This window comes from Vreelandella titanicae BH1, assembly GCF_000336575.1.
GTDB lineage: Bacteria > Pseudomonadota > Gammaproteobacteria > Pseudomonadales > Halomonadaceae > Vreelandella > Vreelandella titanicae.
The window spans coordinates 1-22486 of sequence record NZ_AOPO01000019.1 but is presented as its reverse complement, the minus strand read 5'-3'; the positions used below and the strand labels follow the sequence as shown (position 1 = coordinate 22486).

Sequence of the window (22486 nt, the reverse complement as noted above, 5' to 3'; positions counted from 1 at the left end):
ACAAAAGAAAAACCACCCAACATTCAACACCTCACAATCTTCTTTCATAAGCTTTTAAACAACCTTCAAACAACCAACCAAAGCAACTTGAACATTAACACTGAAAACATATTGATAACTTACACTACTAAAGCTGCCCTCAGTTATATGCTTTATAGCTTCGGGCATTTTCACCTATCACACCTATGCTTTTTATTTTTTTTGGCTACCCAATTAAATCATTACCCCTTAATTACACATTTCACGGCGTAACCAAACGAAACAAAAAGTAACTACAGGCATCCAAATCAACCTTAGAAGATGATATTCAACCTAAACAGTCCTTCATGTCAATAGGTCGTTCCTCAACCATCTAGGTCTAATGGAGGACATTGTGAATAAAACAGAACAGAAACGGCTTGCAGGCAGTATCGGCCGGGCAATTGCCAAACAGCGGGTTCGCAGTCAATTGACCCAAGAGGAAGTTGCTGAGCGCCTAGGTGTTGGTAACGAAGCCGTTTCGCGCATCGAGCGCGGGCGGGTGATCCCCAACATTGTGCGCTTAATAGAGCTTGCTGAAATTTTCAACTGCGAGGCAGCTGAGTTATTTGGGCAAGCCAGTTTTCATATCGATGATCAGTCAAGCAGAATGAAACAGCTTTTAGAGCCTTTAAATCAAAATGATCGACAGCTAGTTATCGATATTGTTGAAAGCTTAACTACACGCCTACAAAAAGGGTAATCAAACACAATGACAAAAACTTATCTCTACAACTTTAAGACCAATCAAAAATTACTACAAAAAATCAACCAAAGGATCACTATAACGTTTGCCATTTCATAAATCCCACACAATAAATTTGATAAGGTGATAATATTAGCCATATAAAATAAATCATCCAACATGAGCACGCTTTATTGGTTGAATGATTGCTTTCATGCTATAGGTAGTCTGATGTAAATAGTCGACACCCGGCATTCAGCAATCGCAGCGTTGAGCTGCAAAGGGGCGTTATGTTCAACACCACCGCGTGGAATCGCCTTCGCTACACCGTTTACGCACCTTTCTACGATGCGGTCGCCGCCCGTGCGTTTCGTAGGCCACGGCGTATTGCGCTTGGACAAGTAGATTGGGAGCCTGGTATGCGGGTGCTGCTGGTAGGGGCTGGCACAGGGTTAGACCTGCCTTTTCTGCCTCATGACATCGAATTGCACGCCACCGATATCGCTCCGGCCATGGTGAAGCGCACGGCAAAAAGAGCCGAGGAGCTTCGCCACGATGTGGAGTGTAGTGTGATGGATGCCGAGGCGCTCAACTACCCCGATGAGCACTTTGAGGCCGTCATCATGCATCTGATTATTGCGGTAATGCCTGATCCACAGCGAGGGCTTGCCGAAGCGTACCGCGTGTTAAAACCCGGTGGGCAGCTGTGCGTAATGGATAAGTTCCAGCCAGACGGTCAATCTGTGGGCGCGGGCCGACGTCTTCTGAATGGAGTCACATCGGCACTTGCCACCGACATTACACGCCAAGCACAGCCACTGCTCAGCGAAGCTGGGTTTCAGATTCACCACGACGAACCGGTGCTAATGAATGGTCTATTCCGTGCACTCCTGGCCGTCAAGCCCGCTCCGTCTAGCCGCTAAGCGTGTGACTTTTTACCGCTATGCACAGGCTAGCGATTGCTAATTAAACTATCTAAGCTGTCTGGCTAATTTACCGATACCACTCGGATTCAAGCCAATGACAGTCCACTCCTCTAACCGCACCGGCAAGCTGCTTTTTGCCCTGCTTAGCCGCTTACACCTATATATTGGCCTCTTCGTCGGCCCTTTTATTCTTATCGCGGCACTGTCTGGTATCGCTTACTTGCTTAGCCCACCACTTGAAGAGTGGCTCTACCATGACACCCTATATGGCGCTACTCAGGGCGAACCTCATTCACTTGCCGAACAGATCACTACGGCCCAGCAATACCTGGGCGCACCAACCCTGCCCAGCGCGGTGCGCCCTGCACCGGCTTTAGGCGATACCACCCGACTCATGTTTAGCGAGCCAGGGCTGGGGCCTTCTGAACATCGGGCGCTGTTTGTCGATCCCATTACCCTGAAAGTGACCGGTGATACGACGGTTTACGGTACCAGCGGTATTTTACCGCTGCGCACAGCGATCGATCATTTTCACCGCCAGCTGTTAATGGGCGAGACGGGGCGTCTCTATAGTGAGCTGGCTGCCTCATGGCTTTGGCTTGCCGCGCTGGGTGGCATAACGCTGTGGATTCGCCAACGCCGCACACTGAAAGCACTGTCAGGCGCCCACACCACACGCCAACGCCACGCAACACTTGGCGTAGTGCTTTCCTTCGGGCTGCTGTTCTTTTCGGCAACGGGGCTCACTTGGTCACAGTGGGCAGGGAGCAATATTGCGGAACTTCGTCATGCCTGGGGCTGGGGCACGCCAAGTGCCTCAACGGCACTGATCGATACCGATAGCCAGGTAGCCGATGAACATGCTGAGCATCACGGCCATATGGCAATGGTGGCCACGTCTATCACGTTAGAGGACTTTGACCGGGCGCTGAGCGCTGCTCGTAAGGCGGGGCTTAGCGCAGCGCGCATCCAACTAACGCCTCCGAGCAGTTCCCAGGAGGCATGGCGGGTAGCGGAAATTGATCGCCAGTGGCCTACGCAGGTAGACCAGGTGGCGCTGCATCCGCAAAGCATGGCTGTGACCGATCAAACCGACTTTACCACCTTCCCACTAGCCGCCAAGCTCACCCGCTGGGGGATTGATCTGCATATGGGCGTACTGTTTGGTATCGCTAATCAAATAGTGCTGGCGTTGATCGCCGCGGGGCTTGTGACGCTGATGGTGTGGGGTTACGTAATGGCGTGGCGGCGGCTACGCACGGCGAGTGGTCAGCGCTTCCCAACGGTGACTGAACCCTGGCTAATGCTTCCGCTTACGACCCAACTCGGCGTGCTGTTCGTCGCTATCACGCTTGGCGTAGCACTGCCCGTACTGGGTGTAAGCTTGGCATGTTTCATCGTGATCGATGCGCTGCGCTGGTCTATTAAAAAGCACTACACTGCCCGCAGCCTTGATGCCCACCAATGAGGTGGACGATGCCAAAAGCCCCCATTAAGCGCTTTCGCCGCTTACCTGATGACGAACAGTCACGTGTTATCGAAATGGCCTGGGAAGGCCGCACACCGTTTGAAGCGATCGAAACGCTGTTTGGCATGAGCGAGCCGGATGTTCTACGTGGATATTGCCCAACGCAATATAAGCGCTGAGATCCACTAGCAGATACGAATCTGACCCGACCTCCTCTGAAACAAACCTTCCTCTAAGCACTTATATTGTTATATTATCACATAACATAAAACCATTTAGAGGTGTGCTAGCAATGACTGCGTTTTCTCCCCTGCCCGTCACCGTACTGTCGGGCTTTTTAGGTGCCGGTAAAACCACCGTCCTTAATCATATTCTCGCCAACCGTGAGGGCCGCCGGGTGGCGGTCATCGTTAACGATATGAGCGAGGTGAATATCGACGGTGCGCTGGTGCGGGGTGGCCCTGGTGAGTCGACGCTGGATGGCGATGTTGCATTGAACCGATCAGAAGAGCGCTTGGTAGAGATGAGCAATGGCTGCATCTGCTGCACCCTGCGCGAAGACTTGCTAGTAGAAGTCAGCCAGTTGGCTCGAGAGGGCAAGTTCGATTACCTGGTCATTGAGTCCACCGGGATTTCCGAGCCGCTGCCCGTGGCAGAAACCTTCACCTTTGAAGATGAACGCGGCCAGAGTCTCTCCCACGTCGCTCGGTTGGATACGCTAGTGACCGTAGTGGATGGCGCCAACTTTCTTGAACAGTACCGCGAAGCGCAAAGCCTCGCCGAAGCGGGCGAAAGCTTAGGTGAGGATGACGAGCGCAATGTCGCCGACCTGCTGGTCGATCAAATCGAGTTTTGTGATGTGCTGCTGATCAGCAAGACTGACCTGATCAGTGAGAAAGAGTTAGAAGCGCTGAAGGCTATCCTGCTCTCGCTGAACCCCGACGCGGAACTGGTGCCGATCACTCAAGGCGGCGTGCCGCTCGATAAAGTGCTGGATACCGGTAAGTTCAATTTCGAGCGCGCCCAGTTGTCACCGGGCTGGCTCAAAGAGATGCGCGGCGAGCATGTGCCAGAGACCGAGGAGTACGGGATTGGCAGCTTTGCTTATCATGCCCGTCGCCCCTTCCATCCACAGAAATTCCACGATCTGCTGAACCAGGAGTGGTTTGGTAAGGGCCTGTTGCGCTCGAAAGGCTTCTTCTGGCTGGCCACTCGCCCCCAAGCCGCCGGTCAGTGGAGCCAAGCAGGTGGCATCGCCCACCACGGCCCAGCCGGGGTATTCTGGAAGGCGATTCCCGAAGAGCGTTGGCCAACGGATCCCGAAACGCGTCAGTTTATTATGGAGAAGTGGCAAGAGCGGTTCGGGGATATGCGCCAGGAACTGGTCTTTATCGGCCAGAACCTGGATCAACCGCGGATGCGCGCAGCGTTGGACGCCTGCCTTTTGAGCGAAGACGAGCTTGTGGAAGGCATAGAGGCGTGGAAACAGCTGCCCGATCCCTTCCCTGCCTGGGAGTAAAGGGAGTAATAGGTCAATCCCGTTGCCTTTATCCTACAGCCAGGCGATTTTTAGCCAAACATTTTGAGGCTTTCGAAAATTTTCTGCTCGACTAACGCGATCAGCTCAGCATTGATGTTGTTGATAGCGGGTTCAAGATCTTTTTCCAGCGGCAAAATAATTTGAAAGTCATAACGAATATCAAACGCGAGCGGGCGAACCACCACGCCCGCTCGCTTTGCATAACAGGCCGATACGGCGTTTAACACCGCAAGACCGGCACCGTTCGCTACTAGTCGGATCGCCATCTCCCCCAGCGAGACTGTCCATATTTTTTTGGGCGAAACGGCATGTTTCCTCAGTCGCTGAGTAATCCGATTACGGCTTTGCTCATTGGGCTCACCACAAATCAGCGTTTCATTGGCGAAATCTTCAATGTCGATAAGCGCTTTAGCTTCCAGCGGATGCCCTGGCGGAATAAGGCACATGCCAGGTAGAGAGTACTGAAAGCTCTGGTAGCGCGGATCGATTCGAGGATCGGTGGTAATGCCAAAATCGAAGCGCTGGGCCACCACTTCCTCCGCTATCTGGCTGGATCGGTAGGAGTAGAGACTAATTTCAAGGTCAGGGAACTGCTCGGCAAGCAGCGTAGCGGCATCTGGCACCAGACTCACCGCAAAAGAAGGCATGCTGACCACTCTTAACTGGCCTGCCACTCTCTCTTTCAGTCGTTCGGCAAACTGTCGCAAATGGTGTAAACCAATATAAACCCGCTCCACCTCGTCATAAAACAGCGTGCCACGCCGGGTCGGGAGCAGGCGATTATTGTGGCGTTCGAACAGATCAAACCCAAGCCGCGCCTCCAACTGTTTTATCAAACGGCTAATCGCCGGTTGTGAAATCAGCATCTTACTGGCGGCTTCCGTAGCGCTACTGGTTTTCATAATCCACATGAAGGCTTCTATCTGGCTGTCCGTAAATCCTCGATAAGCCATAACATTTCGTCATCCTTCAATAAGCAAAAATCAATATATCTGACTAAAAAAGCCAGTATACAGTTAAAGGTAGCTAAAAGACTTCGTCCCAAAACTCAAAGCATAATATTTAGCTATAGCTTAAGTGCTATCGTTTCAATAAACCTAAAGGGCTACCTATGATCGATGAAATTGCGGGTAACAACGCACAGTTCACTGCTTGGCGACAGGATATTCATCAGCACCCGGAGCTGGGCTTTGAGGAGCAGCGCACCGCCAAGTTAGTGGCGGACAAGCTCACAGAGTGGGGATTTGACGAGGTTCATACCGGCATCGCTAAAACCGGGGTCGTCGGCGTACTGCGCGGCAAAACGCTCGCCGCTCGTACCATCGGGCTGCGCGCCGATATGGATGCCCTCGCCATGACGGAAAACAATCAGTTCGCTCATGCGTCTCTTAACCAGGGAAAAATGCACGGCTGCGGCCACGACGGTCACACCACCATGCTGTTAGCCGCCGCATGGTATCTGGCTAAACATCGCGACTTTTCCGGCACCGTACACTTTATTTTCCAGCCCGCTGAAGAGGGCTTAGCCGGCGCTAAGGCAATGATGGATGATGGTTTGTTTGAGCGCTTCCCCTGTGACCGCGTTTACGGTATCCACAATATGCCGGGCATTCCCCAAGGCGAATTCTGGTTTCGCGAAGGCCCCCTGCTGGCCAGCTCAGACCGTTTCACCATTGACGTTCACGGCAAAGGCGGCCATGCGGCAATGCCGCAGCACACCGTTGATCCGATGCTGATCGTGAGCGCGATTATCAGCGGCGCGCAGTCTATCGTTAGCCGCAATACTGCCCCGCTCGATTCCGCCGTGCTGTCCTTTACCGACCTGCATGCCGGCTCGGGCACCTTCAACGTCATTCCCGATACCGCCACCATGCAGGGCTGCATTCGCTCTTTTAACGACGCAGTACGGGAGCATGCAATTCAACGACTGGAACAACTGGTTGCCAGTACTGCTAAAGCCTACGGCGCCACCGCAACGCTCACCATTCACCCCGGTAGCTACCCGGCCACGGTCAACGACCCGCAAGCCACCCAACTCGCCACCGATGTTGCCCACGCAGTAGTCGGCGATGCAAAGGTCAACCCTGACTGCTTACCGATTTCTGGCAGCGAAGACTTCTCCTTCATGCTGCAAGCCGTTCCGGGTTGCTATGTGTTTCTGGGCAATGGTGTTGAAGGCGAAACCGGTGGTGTAAGTGTTCACAACCCCAGCTATGACTTTAACGACAACATTATCCCGGTGGGCGCCTCTTATTTTGTTCAGCTAATACAGCGTGAACTCCCCTCTCGCTAAGCATTTCAAGAAAGCGCAGTTCAAGAAAGCACACTTCAAGAAGCAGCACTTCCAGATATAAAGCGGAGAACAACATGGAAGCGAACAAACTCTCAACGTCCGGTGGCAACACCGGATTAATGCACCGGATTGCGCGAATAGCCGATGCCCTGCCCCATCCTTTTATTATGTTTTTTATACTTTTTGTCGTCACGCTAGGCCTGTCGGTTGTGATGAGCGTGTGGGTCGAGCCTGTGCGCCACCCTGCCACCGACGAGCTCGTTCAGGTTCGTTCGCTGCTTAGCTGGGATGGGATAAGATTTATGGTGACCGGGGCAGTCACTAACTTCACTAGTTTCCGCCCGCTAGGGCTGGTACTGGTGATGGTATTAGCGCTGGGGCTGATTCAGAAAACTGGCCTCGCCGATGCCACCATCCGACGCATGTTGAGTAATGTGGCGCCGCGCTTTATTACCCCGGCGGTGGTCATCACTTCGATCATCGGCAATCTGGTTTCGGATGCGGCGGTTTTCCTGATTCCCCCTTTGGCCGCCATCATGTTTAAAACTGTTGGCCGGAACCCGATTGCCGGCATTATGGTGGCCTTTATCGCCGTTTTTGCCGGTTTTAGCGCCAATTTCTTTATTGCGGGCACAGATCTGCTGCTATCCGGCATCTCGACGGAAGTCGTTCAGAGCGTTCGCCCCGGCTACGAAGTCAGCGTGGTGTCCAACTGGTTCTTTATGTGTGCCTCGGTGCCGTTAATTACCCTGATTATCACCGTCATGAACGACAAGTATGTCGAGCCCATGCTGGCGCGCTTTCAGGATCAGAGTGATGATGAGAACAAAAGCCACGGCGTACAGTTAACCGACACAGAACGGCGTGCGCTGCGCTACACCGGTATAGCGGCACTGGCCTATATCGCGGTTATCCTGCTGCTGATTCTGCCAGCGGGTTCCGGCTTACGCAGCGCTGAAGGGGGTCTGTTACCTTCGCCCTTTATGAGTGGTTTGGTGCCCATCATCGTGCTGTTCTTTAGCCTGTGCGGCATTGTGTACGGCGTTTCGGTAGGTAAGATCAAACAATCCAGCGATGTGCCGCGCTTAATGGAAGCGGCGATGCGCGATATGTGTGGGTTTATTGTCATCGTCTTTATGGTGGCGCAGTTTATTGCCATCTTTAACTGGTCAAACTTGGCGATTGTCAGCGCAGTGAATGGCGCAGATCTACTGCTGCAAATTAATATGCCTACGGCGCTGGCTTTAGTGTGCTTTATTTTACTGGCCGCCGTCGTGAACCTATTTCTTTACAGTGGCTCTGCGCAGTGGGCGTTGATGGCGCCGATTTTTCTACCCATGCTGATGCTGTTGGGCCTTGAGCCAGAAGCCATCCAAGCGGCGTACAGGGTAGCCGACTCATCGACGAACGTGATTTCACCCATTAACCCCTATCTACCGTTAGTGCTGGCGGTCATTCACCTTTACAACAAGTCATTTACCCTCGGCCATCTACTGACCATCGCCATGCCCTACTCCCTCGCCGTGTTAACCGGCTGGAGCAGCCTGTTCTTTATTTGGTACTGGCTGGGGTTACCGTTCGGACTTTGATCGGCCTTTATTGTCCCAGCATCGCCTCCGCCCACTCACGCACTTCTGGGTAGGCGCGCTGCTCAAAAACCGCGAAGCCGTTCAGGCTGCGGGCTTTGAGCGGTGTAAACACCGGCATGGTCAAGCCACACAGAAAGTGCGCCAGCCGCTGGGCATTGGGCGGCTGTCCGAACTGTTCGGTGTGGCGCTCAATCAGCGGTGTGGCGTAGCGCTGAAAATCGGCCGTCGTTAGCGGTGGCTCGGGCAGCGCATCCGGTAGTTTTATCGGGTGGCCATAACACACAGAGCAATGCCCGCAGCGTCCCTGCTCAGTATTGGATGGTGTATCAAAGGTGCTGTCACCAAAGGTACTATCACCAAAGTGCATGGCTAGCCGCCGAGTCAGACAGCTCCCCGACTCAAACAGCGCTAGCATTGCCTGTAGCCGCTCAATCTCGATTCGCTCCCGATTCAGGCAATCCTCAAACAGCTGGCTCGCCAGCGCCTCAATGGTAAAGTTCGGCTGGCAGATCTCGTAGACATCGGTCATCCGCTTGCCTTCCAGGGTTAGCCAGCCCTTATCTTGAAAGTACTCAAGGGCGGTAATGACGCGAGCACGGGAAGCGTCAATCTGCTGCGCCTGCCCCGCCTGATGTAGGCGGTCAAAATCCACCGTTCCCCAGGTGCGGGCGATAGGAATATTATCGACTAAAAGCCGAACAAAGGCCGCCCGCTCGCCTTCAAAGCGGCTAACTAATTCACTAGGCTCAATGTGATAGCGCAGCCGGTACTCGGCTAGAAATGCGAAGCGCGGGGCGATAATGCCGTGCATTTCCAACCGCACCAGCAGCGTTTTCAGCGGCAACGGGCGGATATTGGTATCGCGGGAAAGCGTATTGAGCAGCACCTCCCACTGACGATCCGGCGCTTGGCCTGCCGCAGCGATCTCTTCCAGCAGGCGATAGATACCAGCATATTCAGGGGTATCGCCGTAAACGAAGTTTTCCAGCACCCGCAAGCCATCCCGCCCGGCCAGGGTCAGGCAGGTAGAAGGCAGGCCGTCGCGTCCCGCCCGGCCAATCTCCTGGCTATAGTTCTCGATGGATTTAGGCAGGTCATAATGCACCACGTTGCGAATATCGCCCTTATCGATGCCCATGCCAAAGGCGATAGTGGCCACGATGCAGGGCGACTCGCCGCTCATAAATTGCCGCTGAATCTCATCCCGTCGCTGGGAATCTAGCCCTGCATGGTAGGCCTGGGCAGCGATACCCTGGGCCGCCAGCACCTTAGCGACTCGCTCGGCAGTTTGTTGCAGGGTGACGTAAATAATCGTTGGCGCTTCGCTACCCGGCTGCATCTGCGGCTTTAGCCAGTTGATCAGCTGCTGCTGGCGGCCTTCCATGGCCGGAGATACCAGCAGCTCAAGATTGGAACGGTAAAAGCCGGTAGTAATCACGTTCTCCGGCGCAATGGCAAACTTCTCACCCATATCGGCTATCACCGCTGGGGTCGCCGTGGCGGTGAGCAGCAGCACCTGAGGGATAGCAAAATCGCGCTGGTAGTCCGGCAGTTTGAGGTAGTCAGGGCGGAAGTTATGCCCCCACTCAGAGAGGCAGTGGGCTTCATCGACCACCATGAGTGAAATATGCACTTGGCGCAGAAAGTGGCGAAAGCGCTCATTCTTGAGCCGCTCCACCGAGATCATAAGGATTTTCAGCTCGCCGCTTTTAGCGCGCTCCATCACCTCCCGGGTAGCATCACGGTCTTGGGTGGAATCAATGCTTGCCGCTGCCACGCCGTGGCGGGCCAGAAACGCCAGTTGATCCTGCATCAGCGCCAGCAGCGGCGATACCACCAGGGTTAAGTGCGGCAAATGCAGCGCCGGGAGTTGATAGCAAAGCGACTTCCCCGCGCCGGTGGCAAAAATCGCCGCCGTGGAGTGCCTTTCCAGCACTCTTGACACCACCGCCTGTTGGCCGCCGCGAAAGTCATCGAAACCGAATACTTCTTTCAGCGTCTGCTGGGGTGATGAGGGGGGCATGAGCACTCCTTGATAACGAAATTCCGCCTTAAAACGACTTCTCCAGCGCAAAGCGCGGCTGGGTGTGGCCCTCTTTCGTCACTGTTTCCGTAAACATCTCAATCGGGCGCACCCAGAGGCCGTAGTCACCGTAAAGGGCACGATACACCACCAGCGGCTCTTCGTTTTCGCTGTGCTGGGCGGTGCCAAGCACTTCGTAGAGGCTGCCTTTATAGTGGCGATAAATACCGGGAACGGGGGCGGTCATTGGCTCTCCTCTTGAGTGGCGTTTGTGGCACTTGGCTGGTTGGCTTTTTTGGTAAGGCGTTCGAGCACTTTTGACGCGGCGACAAAACCAAAGGTGCCGGTTAAAAAAGTCGCAGCACCAAAACCGGAAGCGCAGTCCAAGCGCGTGGCATCACCACTGCCAGGCTTTTGCAGGCACACTTCACCGTCGGCGCCGGGATACACCAACTGCTCGTCGGAGTAGACGCACTCTACCGAGAAGCGCCGTTTGGGGTTGCGGGAGAAGCCGTAATCCCGACGCAGCCGCGAGCGCACTTTGGATAACAGCGGGTCGTGCTCGGTGCGGGTGAGATCCGCGACCTGAACACGCGTGGGATCGGTTTGCCCACCAGCCGCACCGGTCACCGTGATGGGAATTTTGCGTCGCTTGCACCAGGCGATCAGGGCGGCCTTGGCAATCACGCTGTCGATGGCATCCACCACGTGATCGGCGTCATCGGGAATCCGCTGGGCCAGGTTGGTGGGTGTCACGAAGGCAGTATCCGCCACAATCTCAATTTCCGGGGCAATCAAGCGGCAGCGCTCGGCCAGCACATCAACCTTGGGCTGACCGATAGTACCATCCAGCGCGTGGAGCTGGCGGTTGACGTTGGAAACGCAGACGTCGTCCAGGTCGATCAACGTCAGCTTGCCAATGCCCGAGCGTGCCAGCGCCTCTACCGTCCAACTGCCTACCCCGCCGACACCCACCACCACCACGTGGGCATGACGAAATGCCTCGGCTGCACGCTGGCCATAAAGACGGCGAATGCCGCCAAAGCGAAAATCATAATCTGCAGAAGGAGGTTTCACGTTAGCCGTAGGCACAGGCGAGGCGGACGGCATGCTCGATGTAGTAGCTGAGGACATCACAAACTCACTCATAACGCTTGAAGGGCGGAAGGCGTGGTGTGGGGCGGCGTGCGCACGCTATCCAGCGGTAAATGCCCCGCCCAGCCAAGCTGGTTAAACAGCGCGATCATGGTGTCATCCAAGGCACAGCTCAATTGTACACGCTTGTCTAACAGCGGATGGTCAAAGGCCAAATAGGTCGCGGCGAGCAGTAAGCGCGGAGCCTTCATCTGCTCGGCAAAAAAGCGGTTGTGGACACTTTTACCGTGCTTGGCATCGCCAATAATCGGGTAGCCACGCCGGGAAAGATGGCGGCGAATTTGATGGCGGCGACCGGTCATCGGCCGCGCCTCTACCAGGGAGTAGCGCGCCACCGGGTAGCGGTCGACCTGCACGGGCAGCTCGACGCTATCCAGGCGGCGAATATCGGTCATCGCGGGCATAGCGGGCATTTCCGCCTTGGGGCGCGTACCGTCTTCTTCCCTTAGCGGGTAATCCAAACGTTCATTTTCCGGTGCTTTACCGCGCACCACTGCCAGGTAGCGCTTTTCCACCTGGCGCTCGCTAAACGCATCGCTGAGCAGGCCAGCCACTGCCGACGAGAGAGCAAATACCATTACCCCAGAGGTCGGCCGATCCAGCCGGTGAACGGGGTAAACCCGCTTGCCAAGCTGGTCGCGTAAGCGTTGAAGCAGAAATTCGGTTTCACCACGCGCCAACGCCGAGCGATGCACCAAAAGCCCTGACGGCTTATGCACCGCGACGAGATACTCATCCTGATAGAGGATGTTGAGTGGCGTCATAACGCTCCCCGGTTAAAGCTAACAATCTAAACAGGGCGCCATTGTCGCGGCTTGGCCGTGAGATGTCATCCGCGCAATACGCTATTCACGCCAGCGCTTGCTAAGAAGGCAGGTGATCAGCAGTTAATTGTTGGTGGAGTAGGAAAGAGCGGCAGTTGCCCAGGCGGGATATGCTCTTTTAGAAACGCTAAAAATGCCTGCGTCGCCGTCGGCAATGTGCGCTTGGCAAGGGTCTGGACTTCAATAAAGCGGGAATCCATGCCCTGGTCTCGAATAGGAATCGCCACTAAGCGCTGTTGCTGAATGCGGTAGCGCACCGATATTTCCCCTGCCAGCGCCACACCGCCCCCGAGCATGGCGAAGTTAATCAAAGCCTCGGTGTAATCGCTGCTAAAAATGGATTCAAACGCCAGGTTTTGACGGCTACAGCAGATATCAAACAGCTGGCGCAGGGTCGTGTCTGGCGAGGGTAACGCCAGCGGATAGTGCTGAAGCTGCGCCAGCGAAATATGTTTTTTAACGGCAAGCTCATGGTGCGGAGAAACCAGCGCCATAATTGGCGCGGGCTGCCTAAGGGCAACGTTAATATCCGCCTCGGGCTTGAGGCTAAAGGTAATGCCGATATCTGCATCGCCTTCCCTGACATACCGAGTCGCTTGGGCGGGCGCCCCCACCATCAGGTGGAAATGAATACCGCTGTAACGCTTGCGAAAAGCCGCGATTGCCGCTGGTAAAAAATCCACGGCAAAGCCTTCCGAACTAGCCAAACGTACCTTGCCCCGCTGTAACCCACGCAAGGCCATTATTTCGCTGCCAATACGGTCTGCCTCAAGCTGCATATGGCGGGCATGCATCGCCAGCAACTCTCCTGCCGCGCTGGGCACCATACCGCGCGCACGACGCTCAAACAGCAGCGTATCCAGCTCGCTTTCCAGCCGGGCAATCTGACGGCTAATGGCGGAGGGCGCCACATTTAGCTTCCCTGAGGCTTCACTAATAGAGCCACAGCGAACCACCTCGAGAAAGTAACGTAACGCCGTTTCTTGTAACACGCGTGGATTCATAGTGGCTCCCCCTCACCACAAACATTGCCAAAACGGCAATGATAAGTTCTAAACATTGCACTTGTGGCACTCCTAAGCAATAGATTAGTTTTAATTCAAGGCGGCGGCTCATCTAAAAAACAACAAGCCTCGCCAGTACGCCAAACGCTCATAACCTTCCCTTATTAAAAAACGAGGTATGGCATGCAAACATCGAGAACTCTTTATTGCGTTACGTCACTTGCTTTACTCAGCATCGCGACACCCGCATTAGCTGGCAAGGCCAACGATACGCTGGTCTATGCCTCTGACAGCGAACCTGAAAACGTTAGCCCCTACCATAACAATCTGCGTGAAGGGGTTATTCTCGCCCATTTGGCCTGGGACACGCTGATTTACCGCAACCCGCAAACCAACGAGTACGAGCCGCGCTTGGCAACCGAATGGGAGTGGGCCGATGATAAAACCCTGGATCTTGTGCTGCGCGAAGGCGTGACCTTTCACAACGGCGAAGCCTTCAACGCTGACGATGTGGCATTCACCTTCAACTACGCGGTATCCCCCGAATCGCGAGTGGTGACACGCCAAAATGTTGACTGGATCGAAAGCGTTGAGAAGCTTGATGACTACCAAGTGCGCATTCACCTCAAAGAGCCTTTCCCGGCAGCCCTTGAGTACCTTTCCGGCCCGATGCCGATTTACCCCGATGAGTATTTCCAGGAAGTGGGTATCGAGGGTTTTAGTCGTGAGCCCGTAGGTACCGGCCCTTACCGGATTACCAACGTCCGCCCCGGGGATGGGGTTAGCCTAACGCGCTTTGATGACTACTTTGCCGACAGTCCTATTGGTCAGCCGGAGATCGCCAATATCGAGTTCAAGGCCATTGCCGACGCGGACTCACGTATGGCGCAATTAATGTCCGGTCAAGTCGATTGGATCTGGCGCGTGCCGTCGGATCAAGCTGAGTCGTTAAGCACTATGCCACAGCTTAGCGTGCTAGGCGGCGAAACCATGCGAGTCGGTTATATCGGCCTGGATGCCGCGGCCCGAGAAGATTCACCGCTAAATGACATCCGCGTACGCCAAGCCATCAATCATGCAATGAACAGAGAAGGCCTGGCTAACGATTTGGTGCGCGGCGGCAGCCAGCCTCTTTATGCCCCCTGCTTTCCCACCCAATTCGGCTGTGAAACAGAGAACGTCATCAAGTATGAGTACGACCCTGACAAAGCCCGCGAACTACTCGCCGAGGCCGGTTACGCCGATGGCTTCGACATTGACCTTCATGCCTACCGTGAACGGGATTACGCCGAAGCAATGATTGGCGACCTACGCGCCGTAGGTATTAATGCCAACCTGCGTTTTATGACCTCCCCCGCGTTGCTGGAGCTCCAGCGTAACGGCCAAACCGATATGTCGTTCAAAGCCTGGGGCTCCTTCTCTATTAACGATGTCTCGGCTTTCGTCAGCGTTTATTTCACAGACGGCATTGACGATCTCTGGCAGGACACCCAGGTGCAGGAGTGGTTACAAGTCGCCGATACCTCGGTAGATCCTGATGTGCGCTTAGAGCACTACCAAAAAGCGTTCGCCCGCATTTCCGAGCAAGCGTACTGGGCACCGCTGTTTTCCTACTCCACCTACTACGCCCACACCGCTGATCTTGAGTTCACTGCTTACCCCGACGAACTACCGCGCTTTTACGAGGCAAGCTGGAAGTAACGGCGTGGTATTTGAACTATCGGCAGCCGTGGCTCTTCCCACGGCTAGCCTTCTATAGCGAAGGGGTGATGCTTTATGTGGGCATTTGTTTTCAAGCGCACGCTAATAGCGCTTAGCGTCGCTCTGACTATTTCGGTTCTCTGCTTTAGTCTGCTGCAGCTCTCGGGTGACTTGGCGCTCTCCATTGGCGGCCCCGAGGCCACCGCCGAGCAGGTAGAACAAATCCGCGTTGATTACGGCCTGGACCGCCCGGTGATTCAGCAATTTACCACTTGGCTGTGGGGAGCCGTGCAGCTCGACTTTGGGCGTTCATATTACTACCAAAGCGAGGTAATGGATCTAGTCGTTGAGCGACTACCGGTGACGATGACCCTAGGAATATTGGCCTTGGCGATTGCGCTGGGCGTGTCTATTCCCCTCGGTGTGGTCGCCGCGCTCAAACGTGGCAGCTGGATAGACCGTATGGCCATGGCGATTGCGGTTACCGGTCAGGCAATGCCGAACTTCTGGTTTGGCTTAACGCTAATCATCGTATTTGCCGTCAAGCTGCAATGGTTTCCAGCCGCAGGTAGCGATAGCTGGCAAGGCTTTGTGCTACCGGCCGTTGCACTGGGCTATTACGCCACCCCCGCCATGATGCGCCTGACCCGCAGCGGCATGCTGGAAGTACTGGAGGCAGACTACATTCGCACCGCCCGGGCCAAGGGTCTGCGCACCGGCACGGTGATCTTCAAACACGCCTTGCGCAATGCGGTGATCCCGGTGGTCGCGCTGGCCGCCGTGGAGCTCGGGTTTATGCTCGGCGGGTCAGTGGTTATCGAAACCGTGTTTTCACTACGCGGGCTGGGGCAGTTGGCGTGGAACGCTATTTCACGCAATGACTATCCGGTCGTTCAGGCCATCGTACTGATCATTGCGCTGTTCTATATCGTGTTGACGCTGCTGGCCGACATTCTCAACGCAGCCCTCGACCCACGCCTGCGCGCGCGCTAACGGAGAACACCATGACAGACTCTCTTACCCCATCGGCTACCGCGCTACAAAGCCAATTAACTCCTGCTTGGCAGACGCGTCTATGGCGCAGCACGCTCAATAATCGCAGCTTGGCCATCGGCCTCTTAATCATTGCCTCGTTGGGGATTGTGGCGCTTCTAGCACCGTGGCTGGCTCCCCATGATCCCTACTTACAGGACACCGCTAATCGCATGGTGCCGCCTTTTTGGCACGACACCGGTAGCTGGACGCACCCCTTAGGTACCGACCGCCTTGGCCGCGACTACCTGAGCCGCCTTATCTTTGGCGCGCGAATTTCGCTGTTTATTGGGTTGGTGGTCGCGCTGATTTCCGGCCTGATTGGTACCACTCTGGGGGTCTTGGCGGGCTACTTTGGTGGTCGCGTTGATGCGGTGGTGAGTTACCTGCTGACCACCCGCCTGGCCATGCCCGTGGTGTTAGTGGCGCTGGCCATGGCCTCGCTGATCGGCGGATCAATGCTAACCGTTACGCTACTGCTAGGCCTGCTGCTATGGGATCGTTTCGCGGTCGTCGCCCGCTCGGCCACCCAGCAACTGCGCGATGCCGAGTATGTGCAAGCCGCCCAGGCGTTGGGCTGCCCTCTGCCCTACATTCTGCTACGCGAAGTGCTTCCTAACATTGCAGGCGCGTTGATTGTCGTCGCCACCCTTGAGGTCGCCAACGCCATTTTGCTCGAAGCAACGCTGTCATTTCTAGGCATGGGTGTGCAGCCACCCTCGCCCTCCTGGGGGCTAATGATCGCCGAAGGCAAAACCTATATGTTCTTTCAGCCCTGGGTGATTACGATCCCCGGCGGTGCGCTGTTTATGCTAGTGCTGGCGATTAACTTGCTGGGTGATGGACTGCGCGATCTCAGCGCACCGGGAGGCCGCAATGAGTAATCTATCAACCGCTGAGCATTCCGCGGCAACAAGCTCGCCTCTACTGACGGTTAAACAGCTGCGCGTCGACTTGCCCGTGGCAAAGGGCACCCTTCACGCGGTACGGGGTATCGACTTTCACGTTGAGCGTGGAGAAATGCTCTGTCTTGTAGGTGAATCAGGCTGTGGTAAATCCATGACCTCGCTGGCATTAATGGGCCTACTGCCGCGCAAGGCGCAGGTAAACGCCGACTGCCTCAACTTTGACGGCGTTGATCTCCTTACGGTGCCTGAACGCGAGCGCAGCAATCTTCGCGGTGCACGCATGGCGATGATTTTTCAAGAGCCCATGACCGCCCTCAACCCCGCCTACACCCTGGGCAATCAGCTCAGCGAAGCCCTGCGCCGCCACCAGCGGGTATCGCGTCAAGCGGCCCACGATCGCGCCCTCTATTTGCTTAAACGAGTAGGCATCAGCGCCGCCGAAGAGCGTATGCGCCAATATCCTCACCAGCTTTCGGGCGGGCTGCGCCAACGGGTGATGATCGCCATGGCACTAATGTGTGAGCCCGATTTGATCATTGCCGATGAACCCACCACTGCATTAGATGTGACGATTCAGGCGCAAATTCTGCACCTGCTACGCGACTTACAGCAGGAGTTTGGCACGGCGATCATTTTCATCACCCACGACTTGGGTGTCGTTGCGCGTATCGCCGACCGGGTCGCCGTGATGTATGCCGGCGAAGTGATTGAAACCGCCTCTGCACAGGCCCTCTTTAAAGCCCCCAGCCATCCCTATACCCAAGGTTTGTTGCGCTGCATACCGACGCCCGGCAAGACACTGCCAGGCAGTCGTTTGCAGGCGATCCCAGGCGTAGTGCCCAGCTTGGTAGGCAAAATCGAGGGCTGCGCCTTTTGCAATCGCTGCGATCAAGCGGATGAGCGGTGCCGAACCACGCCCCCCTTACAGGCAGTGGCAGGCGAGCACTTTTCACGCTGCCACTTTGCCCATCAGCTAGCCAGCCCAGCGCCACTAAACGATCAGGAGGTAACGTCATGACAAACACCACCTCTCCTGCAAACAGTATGGATCCTCTTGCCCTCGAACTCTGCGCGCTGTCTAAAACGTTCAAACTGGGCGGTGGCATGCTACATAAGCCTCAAACCCTAAAAGCAGTCAATGAGGTATCGCTACGCGTTCCGCGCGGCCAGGTGATGGGGCTGGTGGGCGAATCAGGCTGTGGCAAGAGCACCTTGGCCAAGATGCTGCTGGGGCTGACACCCCCTAGTTCAGGCGATGTGCTGATCAATGGCAAAGCGATTGTTAACGCTAACCAAAAGGCACTGGCCCGGCATATACAGCCGATATTCCAAGACCCTTATTCGTCGCTTAACCCACGCCAGCGGATTGCTCAGATCGTTGGTTTACCGCTACGTATTCACGCGCTAGGCACGCCCCGTGAACAGGCAGCGAAGGTCGATCAGATGCTTGACCTGGTCGGCCTACCCAAACGCGCCGCCCAGCAATACCCTGGGCAAATGTCAGGGGGGCAGCGCCAGCGGGTGGCGATTGCCAGAGCGCTAATTATGCGCCCTGATCTGGTGATTTGTGACGAACCCACTTCCGCGCTGGATGTATCGATCCAGGCGCAGATCCTCAATCTACTGCTCGACCTTAAAGATGAGTTTGGCCTTACCTACCTGTTTATTAGCCACGACCTCGCCGTGGTCGAACATCTCGCGGACCGGCTCGCGGTCATGTATCTAGGCCAGATTGTCGAAGAGGGTACCCGTGAGCAAATCTTCACCGCACCACGCCACCCATATACCCAAGCACTACTCGCTTCCGCGTTGACCCCGGAGCCAGGTCTAGGCGTGCCCGACATAGGCCTGGGGGCAGGCCAGCCCGACCCCACTCAGCCACCTTCAGGCTGCGCTTTTCACCCCCGCTGCCCAATCGCTCAACCGCAATGCTCAGAGCAGACACCCAAGCTGAGCGCTATTACGCATGCTTCCGGTCAAGCTTTTGGCAAGGGCAGCCAGGCGCGTGTCGCCTGTCACCTTGCCTAAACATATGTAATCAATATTTAACGTTAAAAGGAGTGCCTATGACGCGCCAACACGCCTTAGATCATGCCAAAGCTTACTTTGACAGCGGCGATTTTTATGACCAGCTTGCCCCGCGCATTGCCATCCGCAGCGAAAGCCAGGAATCGAATAGACAGGAAGAGCTTCACCGCTACCTTACTGAGCAGATCATTCCGGATATTGAGCAGCTCGGTTTTAGCTGGGACATTGTTGATAACCCGACTGAAGGGTTTGGGCCGTTTCTGCTTGCTGAACGCCTTGAGCCAGAAGCATCGTTCAGCGTATTAACTTATGGTCATGGCGATGTCATCCGCGGCTATGACGACCAATGGGCTGAAGGGCTTTCGCCTTGGAAAATCACCCAGCAAGGGGATCGCTGGTACGGGCGTGGCATGGCGGATAACAAAGGCCAGCACACCATCAATTTAGCCGCGCTGGGCTGCGTGCTGAAAGCGAGCAACGGGCGCCTGGGCTATAACGTTAAGCTGGTGCTGGAAATGGGCGAGGAGACGGGCTCCCCTGGCTTAAAAGAGATCTGCCACCGCTACCGTGACCGCCTCGCCGCCGATGTGTTTATTGGCTCAGATGGGCCGCGTTTGAATGCCGACGCTCCCACGCTGTTTTTAGGTTCACGGGGTTCCTTCAATTTCGACCTTAAACTCCAGGCCCGTGAAGGCGCTCACCACTCGGGCAACTGGGGTGGCGTATTAAAAAACCCTGCGGTGCGTCTGGCCAATGCACTCGCCACACTGGTGGATGCCAACGGTGTTATTCAAATCCAAGGCCTACGGCCTGACCCAATACCCGAAGCCGTGCGTAAAGCGCTCGCCGCATTGGAAGTCGGCGTCGGCGACAATGCCCCCACTATCGACACTGACTGGGGTGAGCCAGGACTATCGCCCGCTGAACGACTGTTTGGCTGGAACACCTTAGAAGTACTCGCCATGAAGGCGGGCAACCCGGATGCCCCGGCCAATGCTATTCCGCCAACGGCCTATGCCCACTGCCAACTGCGTTATGTGGTGGGCAGCGACCAGGACAATTTTCTAGTCCATTTACGCCATCACCTGGATCAACACGGCTATCACGATATTGAGGTAAGCGCTGCGCGCATGTCGCAAATGGCGGCGACACGACTCGATCCTGAAGACCCCTGGGTGGGCTGGGCGTTGGCCTCTATGCAACGCTCCACCTATAAAACGCCGACGCTGCTACCCAACTTAGGCGGCTCGTTACCCAACGATGTGTTTGCCGAAACCCTGGGCTTACCCACGCTATGGGTTCCACACTCCTACCCCTCCTGCTCCCAGCACGCGCCTGACGAACACCTATTGGGGAGCATCGCTTCAGAGGCACTGATCTTAATGGCGGGGCTATTCTGGGATTTGAGTGACCAAGGATCAGACATCATGAGAGAGAAAGCCTTATGCAAGACGAACTAACCCAACAGGTTTGCGCGTGGCTGGAAGGCCAGCAGCAGGCGATGCAAGATTGCCTTGAGGCGTTGGTCAATATCGACTCCAACAGCTATGACAAAGCGGGTACCGATGCGGTTGCCGACCTGATCACTCAGTGGCTTGAGCAGGATGGCATCATGGTTATACGCCACCAGCGCCCTGACTCAGGCGATATTTTGGAAGCTCATCTGGGGGGAACGGGTCAAGGCCATGTCTTACTCATGGGCCACCGGGATACGGTTTTCCCCACCGGTACGGTGGCGGGCCGAGGCTATACCCAGCAAGACAATATCGGCTTTGGCCCAGGCGTTGCCGATATGAAAAGCGGCCTGGTGATGAACTGCTTTGTTATGCGTGCGCTAAGCCACCTGCCCACCTGCCCCCTACCCGTTCGCGCCCTGTTTACCGCCGATGAGGAAATTGGCTCGCCGGATGGGCGGGCATTTATCGAAGCGGCCGCCCAGGGGGCACGCGTCGCCTTAAATGTCGAGCCAGGGCGGGTCAGTGGCAATGTGGTGACGGGCCGCAAAGGGGGCGCTGGTTTCTTAATCGAAGTCACTGGCAAGGCCGCCCACTCGGGCGTTAGCCATGCCGATGGCGCCAGCGCGATAGAAACAATCGCTCGAAAAATCATCAAGCTGCATGCGTTAACCGACTATGAGGCAGGCATCACCACCAATGTGGGCACCATCACCGGAGGCGTGTCACGCAATACCGTCGCGCCTTTCGCGTCGGCACAGTTGGACACTCGTTTTGTAACCACTGCCCAGCGTGATCAGCTGTATAAAGCCATTGAGGCGATTATCGCGGAACCCGACGTTCCCGGCACTCTTGCGATCATAGAACAAACCTCTGAATTTTATCCTCTCGAAGCGCGTATGAGCAGCGCGCTGTTTGAGCTTTATCAGGTTCAGGCTAAGGCGATCGGGTTTGCTGTTGACGGCGAATTCACTGGCGGCTGTTCTGATGCGGGCTGGACGGCCAGCCTGGGCATTCCCACTCTGTGCGGTCTTGGCCCTGTCGGTGCAAAAATGCACACTGACGAAGAGTACTGTTTGCTGGACACACTGGTGCCGCGCACTCAGGCACTCGCTGCTACGTTATTGAATTTGCACGATGTATCCTTTGCTTCGGCACGTTAAATTGGCAATGTAACTGCTAGCCAACTACCTTGAGTAAGCAACGCTGCTACAGCGTTTCCATGGATTCGGAAGGAGATCAACATGCGCTATTCAACTATACGTTTCTCAACACCGCTTACCGCTATTGCCGCCTCGCTGCTGCTCGCCACCTCAGCGGCACAAGCCAATGAAACGCTTGATGTCGAGATGCATAAAGTCAGCACCGAGGGTAATGAAGAGTCAATCGGTACCGTATCCCTTGAGCATACGGATCATGGCTTACTGCTGACACCTTCGCTGACGGATCTTGAGCCCGGTGTTTACGGTTTTCACGTCCACCAGAACGCCAGCTGCGACCCTGCCGAGAATGACAGCGGCGAAATGACCGCTGCGCTGTCAGCAGGTGGTCACTATGACCCCGAAGAAACCGGCACGCACCAAGGCCCCTATGGCGAAGGTCATTTAGGCGATCTGCCGGTGCTAACCGTTAATGAAGAGGGTGAAGCCAATCTACCCGTTCTAGCCCCTCGCCTAAGCATGGAAGATATGCCGGGGCGCAGCCTGATGATTCATGAAGGTGGCGACACCTACAAAGATGAACCCCACCTGGGCGGCGGCGGCACCCGGATGGCCTGCGGCGTCGTTGAGTCTTAAGCTTTACCGTTGTTGTTAATCGACAAAATGGGCAGCCTCTCT

General features: G+C 55.6%; 21 protein-coding genes. 15 read left to right on the top strand and 6 right to left on the bottom strand.

The annotated features are described in order from the left end of the window. Positions 1–361 precede the first annotated feature (361 nt). The 5 genes from HALTITAN_RS21685 (at position 362) to zigA (ending at position 4616) form a co-directional block, all read left to right on the top strand. Positions 362–721, top strand: coding sequence for a helix-turn-helix domain-containing protein (locus tag HALTITAN_RS21685; protein ID WP_081742548.1), 360 nt, complete (start codon positions 362–364; stop codon positions 719–721). A 272-nt stretch (positions 722–993) separates the two neighbouring features. Further along, a complete protein-coding gene (locus tag HALTITAN_RS21680; RefSeq protein WP_009288375.1) occupies positions 994–1626 on the top strand; it encodes a class I SAM-dependent methyltransferase in 633 nt (210 codons plus the stop codon). 97 nt (positions 1627–1723) lie between these two features. After that, positions 1724–3097: a PepSY-associated TM helix domain-containing protein gene (locus HALTITAN_RS21675; RefSeq protein WP_009288374.1), complete on the top strand. Its 1374-nt coding sequence runs from the start codon at positions 1724–1726 to the stop codon at positions 3095–3097. 8 nt (positions 3098–3105) lie between these two features. Then, the gene (locus HALTITAN_RS21670) at positions 3106–3276 is read left to right on the top strand and encodes a DUF2805 domain-containing protein (protein WP_022520117.1); all 171 of its coding nucleotides are present in this window, start codon (positions 3106–3108) and stop codon (positions 3274–3276) included. 113 nt (positions 3277–3389) lie between these two features. Continuing rightward, the gene (zigA, locus tag HALTITAN_RS21665; RefSeq protein WP_039860527.1) at positions 3390–4616 is read left to right on the top strand and encodes a zinc metallochaperone GTPase ZigA; all 1227 of its coding nucleotides are present in this window, start codon (positions 3390–3392) and stop codon (positions 4614–4616) included. Between the two features lie 50 nt (positions 4617–4666). Here the strand turns inward: zigA and HALTITAN_RS21660 are convergent, their stop codons facing one another. Then, positions 4667–5590, bottom strand: coding sequence for a LysR substrate-binding domain-containing protein (locus tag HALTITAN_RS21660; protein ID WP_009288373.1), 924 nt, complete (start codon positions 5588–5590; stop codon positions 4667–4669). A gap of 158 nt (positions 5591–5748) precedes the next feature. Between HALTITAN_RS21660 and HALTITAN_RS21655 the strand changes: the two genes are divergently transcribed. Both HALTITAN_RS21655 and HALTITAN_RS21650 read left to right on the top strand, forming a co-directional pair. Beyond that, a complete protein-coding gene (locus tag HALTITAN_RS21655) occupies positions 5749–6930 on the top strand; it encodes a M20 aminoacylase family protein (RefSeq protein WP_009288372.1) in 1182 nt (393 codons plus the stop codon). Positions 6931–7004: 74 nt separating this feature from the next. Then, positions 7005–8519: an AbgT family transporter gene (locus HALTITAN_RS21650; protein ID WP_009288371.1), complete on the top strand. Its 1515-nt coding sequence runs from the start codon at positions 7005–7007 to the stop codon at positions 8517–8519. A gap of 7 nt (positions 8520–8526) precedes the next feature. Here HALTITAN_RS21650 and HALTITAN_RS21645 read toward each other — a convergent pair whose 3' ends face one another. From HALTITAN_RS21645 to HALTITAN_RS21625, 5 genes are all read right to left on the bottom strand, one after another. Then, a complete protein-coding gene (locus HALTITAN_RS21645; RefSeq protein WP_027957811.1) occupies positions 8527–10542 on the bottom strand; it encodes a RecQ family ATP-dependent DNA helicase in 2016 nt (671 codons plus the stop codon). A 28-nt stretch (positions 10543–10570) separates the two neighbouring features. Further along, entirely contained in the window at positions 10571–10789 is a 219-nt protein-coding gene (locus tag HALTITAN_RS21640) for a DUF1653 domain-containing protein (RefSeq protein WP_039860525.1), read from the bottom strand. Beyond that, a complete protein-coding gene (tcdA, locus tag HALTITAN_RS21635) occupies positions 10786–11652 on the bottom strand; it encodes a tRNA cyclic N6-threonylcarbamoyladenosine(37) synthase TcdA (protein ID WP_039860524.1) in 867 nt (288 codons plus the stop codon). The genes HALTITAN_RS21640 and tcdA overlap by 4 nt, the downstream gene beginning before the upstream one ends. A gap of 35 nt (positions 11653–11687) precedes the next feature. Beyond that, positions 11688–12461 carry a pseudouridine synthase gene (locus HALTITAN_RS21630; RefSeq protein ID WP_009288368.1) on the bottom strand — a complete coding sequence of 258 codons (774 nt, stop codon included), beginning with the start codon at positions 12459–12461 and terminating at the stop codon, positions 11688–11690. 116 nt (positions 12462–12577) lie between these two features. Continuing rightward, positions 12578–13525 carry a LysR family transcriptional regulator gene (locus HALTITAN_RS21625; protein WP_009288367.1) on the bottom strand — a complete coding sequence of 316 codons (948 nt, stop codon included), beginning with the start codon at positions 13523–13525 and terminating at the stop codon, positions 12578–12580. 183 nt (positions 13526–13708) lie between these two features. Here HALTITAN_RS21625 and HALTITAN_RS21620 point away from each other — a divergent pair, with 183 nt between their 5' ends. The 8 genes from HALTITAN_RS21620 to sodC all read left to right on the top strand — a co-directional run bounded on the left by HALTITAN_RS21620 (position 13709) and on the right by sodC (position 22444). Then, positions 13709–15226, top strand: coding sequence for an ABC transporter substrate-binding protein (locus tag HALTITAN_RS21620; protein ID WP_009288366.1), 1518 nt, complete (start codon positions 13709–13711; stop codon positions 15224–15226). 75 nt (positions 15227–15301) lie between these two features. Next, on the top strand, positions 15302–16219 hold the full coding sequence (locus HALTITAN_RS21615; RefSeq protein ID WP_009288365.1) for an ABC transporter permease: 918 nt from the start codon (positions 15302–15304) through the stop codon (positions 16217–16219). An 11-nt stretch (positions 16220–16230) separates the two neighbouring features. Continuing rightward, positions 16231–17142: an ABC transporter permease gene (locus HALTITAN_RS21610; RefSeq protein WP_039860523.1), complete on the top strand. Its 912-nt coding sequence runs from the start codon at positions 16231–16233 to the stop codon at positions 17140–17142. Next, on the top strand, positions 17135–18184 hold the full coding sequence (locus HALTITAN_RS21605; protein ID WP_051052181.1) for an ABC transporter ATP-binding protein: 1050 nt from the start codon (positions 17135–17137) through the stop codon (positions 18182–18184). The genes HALTITAN_RS21610 and HALTITAN_RS21605 overlap by 8 nt, the downstream gene beginning before the upstream one ends. After that, positions 18181–19194, top strand: coding sequence for an ABC transporter ATP-binding protein (locus HALTITAN_RS21600; protein WP_083868877.1), 1014 nt, complete (start codon positions 18181–18183; stop codon positions 19192–19194). The genes HALTITAN_RS21605 and HALTITAN_RS21600 overlap by 4 nt, the downstream gene beginning before the upstream one ends. A gap of 38 nt (positions 19195–19232) precedes the next feature. Then, positions 19233–20654 carry a M20 family metallopeptidase gene (locus HALTITAN_RS21595; RefSeq protein WP_039860522.1) on the top strand — a complete coding sequence of 474 codons (1422 nt, stop codon included), beginning with the start codon at positions 19233–19235 and terminating at the stop codon, positions 20652–20654. After that, positions 20639–21811 carry a M20 family metallopeptidase gene (locus tag HALTITAN_RS21590; protein ID WP_009288364.1) on the top strand — a complete coding sequence of 391 codons (1173 nt, stop codon included), beginning with the start codon at positions 20639–20641 and terminating at the stop codon, positions 21809–21811. The genes HALTITAN_RS21595 and HALTITAN_RS21590 overlap by 16 nt, the downstream gene beginning before the upstream one ends. Positions 21812–21892: 81 nt before the next feature. Continuing rightward, positions 21893–22444: a superoxide dismutase family protein gene (gene sodC, locus HALTITAN_RS21585; RefSeq protein ID WP_009288363.1), complete on the top strand. Its 552-nt coding sequence runs from the start codon at positions 21893–21895 to the stop codon at positions 22442–22444. The last annotated feature ends 42 nt before the right edge of the window (positions 22445–22486 follow it).

Excerpts from the sequence above, each read along its gene's own strand:
- HALTITAN_RS21685 (WP_081742548.1), top strand. The coding sequence starts at position 362 with ATGGAGGACATTGTGAATAAAACAGAACAGAAACGGCTTGCAGGCAGT.
- HALTITAN_RS21680 (WP_009288375.1), top strand. The coding sequence starts at position 994 with ATGTTCAACACCACCGCGTGGAATCGCCTTCGCTACACCGTTTACGCA.
- HALTITAN_RS21675 (WP_009288374.1), top strand. The coding sequence starts at position 1,724 with ATGACAGTCCACTCCTCTAACCGCACCGGCAAGCTGCTTTTTGCCCTG.
- HALTITAN_RS21670 (WP_022520117.1), top strand. The coding sequence starts at position 3,106 with ATGCCAAAAGCCCCCATTAAGCGCTTTCGCCGCTTACCTGATGACGAA.
- zigA (WP_039860527.1), top strand. The coding sequence starts at position 3,390 with ATGACTGCGTTTTCTCCCCTGCCCGTCACCGTACTGTCGGGCTTTTTA.
- HALTITAN_RS21660 (WP_009288373.1), bottom strand. The coding sequence starts at position 5,590 with ATGGCTTATCGAGGATTTACGGACAGCCAGATAGAAGCCTTCATGTGG.
- HALTITAN_RS21655 (WP_009288372.1), top strand. The coding sequence starts at position 5,749 with ATGATCGATGAAATTGCGGGTAACAACGCACAGTTCACTGCTTGGCGA.
- HALTITAN_RS21650 (WP_009288371.1), top strand. The coding sequence starts at position 7,005 with ATGGAAGCGAACAAACTCTCAACGTCCGGTGGCAACACCGGATTAATG.
- HALTITAN_RS21645 (WP_027957811.1), bottom strand. The coding sequence starts at position 10,542 with ATGCCCCCCTCATCACCCCAGCAGACGCTGAAAGAAGTATTCGGTTTC.
- HALTITAN_RS21640 (WP_039860525.1), bottom strand. The coding sequence starts at position 10,789 with ATGACCGCCCCCGTTCCCGGTATTTATCGCCACTATAAAGGCAGCCTC.
- tcdA (WP_039860524.1), bottom strand. The coding sequence starts at position 11,652 with ATGCCGTCCGCCTCGCCTGTGCCTACGGCTAACGTGAAACCTCCTTCT.
- HALTITAN_RS21630 (WP_009288368.1), bottom strand. The coding sequence starts at position 12,461 with ATGACGCCACTCAACATCCTCTATCAGGATGAGTATCTCGTCGCGGTG.
- HALTITAN_RS21625 (WP_009288367.1), bottom strand. The coding sequence starts at position 13,525 with ATGAATCCACGCGTGTTACAAGAAACGGCGTTACGTTACTTTCTCGAG.
- HALTITAN_RS21620 (WP_009288366.1), top strand. The coding sequence starts at position 13,709 with ATGCAAACATCGAGAACTCTTTATTGCGTTACGTCACTTGCTTTACTC.
- HALTITAN_RS21615 (WP_009288365.1), top strand. The coding sequence starts at position 15,302 with ATGTGGGCATTTGTTTTCAAGCGCACGCTAATAGCGCTTAGCGTCGCT.
- HALTITAN_RS21610 (WP_039860523.1), top strand. The coding sequence starts at position 16,231 with ATGACAGACTCTCTTACCCCATCGGCTACCGCGCTACAAAGCCAATTA.
- HALTITAN_RS21605 (WP_051052181.1), top strand. The coding sequence starts at position 17,135 with ATGAGTAATCTATCAACCGCTGAGCATTCCGCGGCAACAAGCTCGCCT.
- HALTITAN_RS21600 (WP_083868877.1), top strand. The coding sequence starts at position 18,181 with ATGACAAACACCACCTCTCCTGCAAACAGTATGGATCCTCTTGCCCTC.
- HALTITAN_RS21595 (WP_039860522.1), top strand. The coding sequence starts at position 19,233 with ATGACGCGCCAACACGCCTTAGATCATGCCAAAGCTTACTTTGACAGC.
- HALTITAN_RS21590 (WP_009288364.1), top strand. The coding sequence starts at position 20,639 with ATGCAAGACGAACTAACCCAACAGGTTTGCGCGTGGCTGGAAGGCCAG.
- sodC (WP_009288363.1), top strand. The coding sequence starts at position 21,893 with ATGCGCTATTCAACTATACGTTTCTCAACACCGCTTACCGCTATTGCC.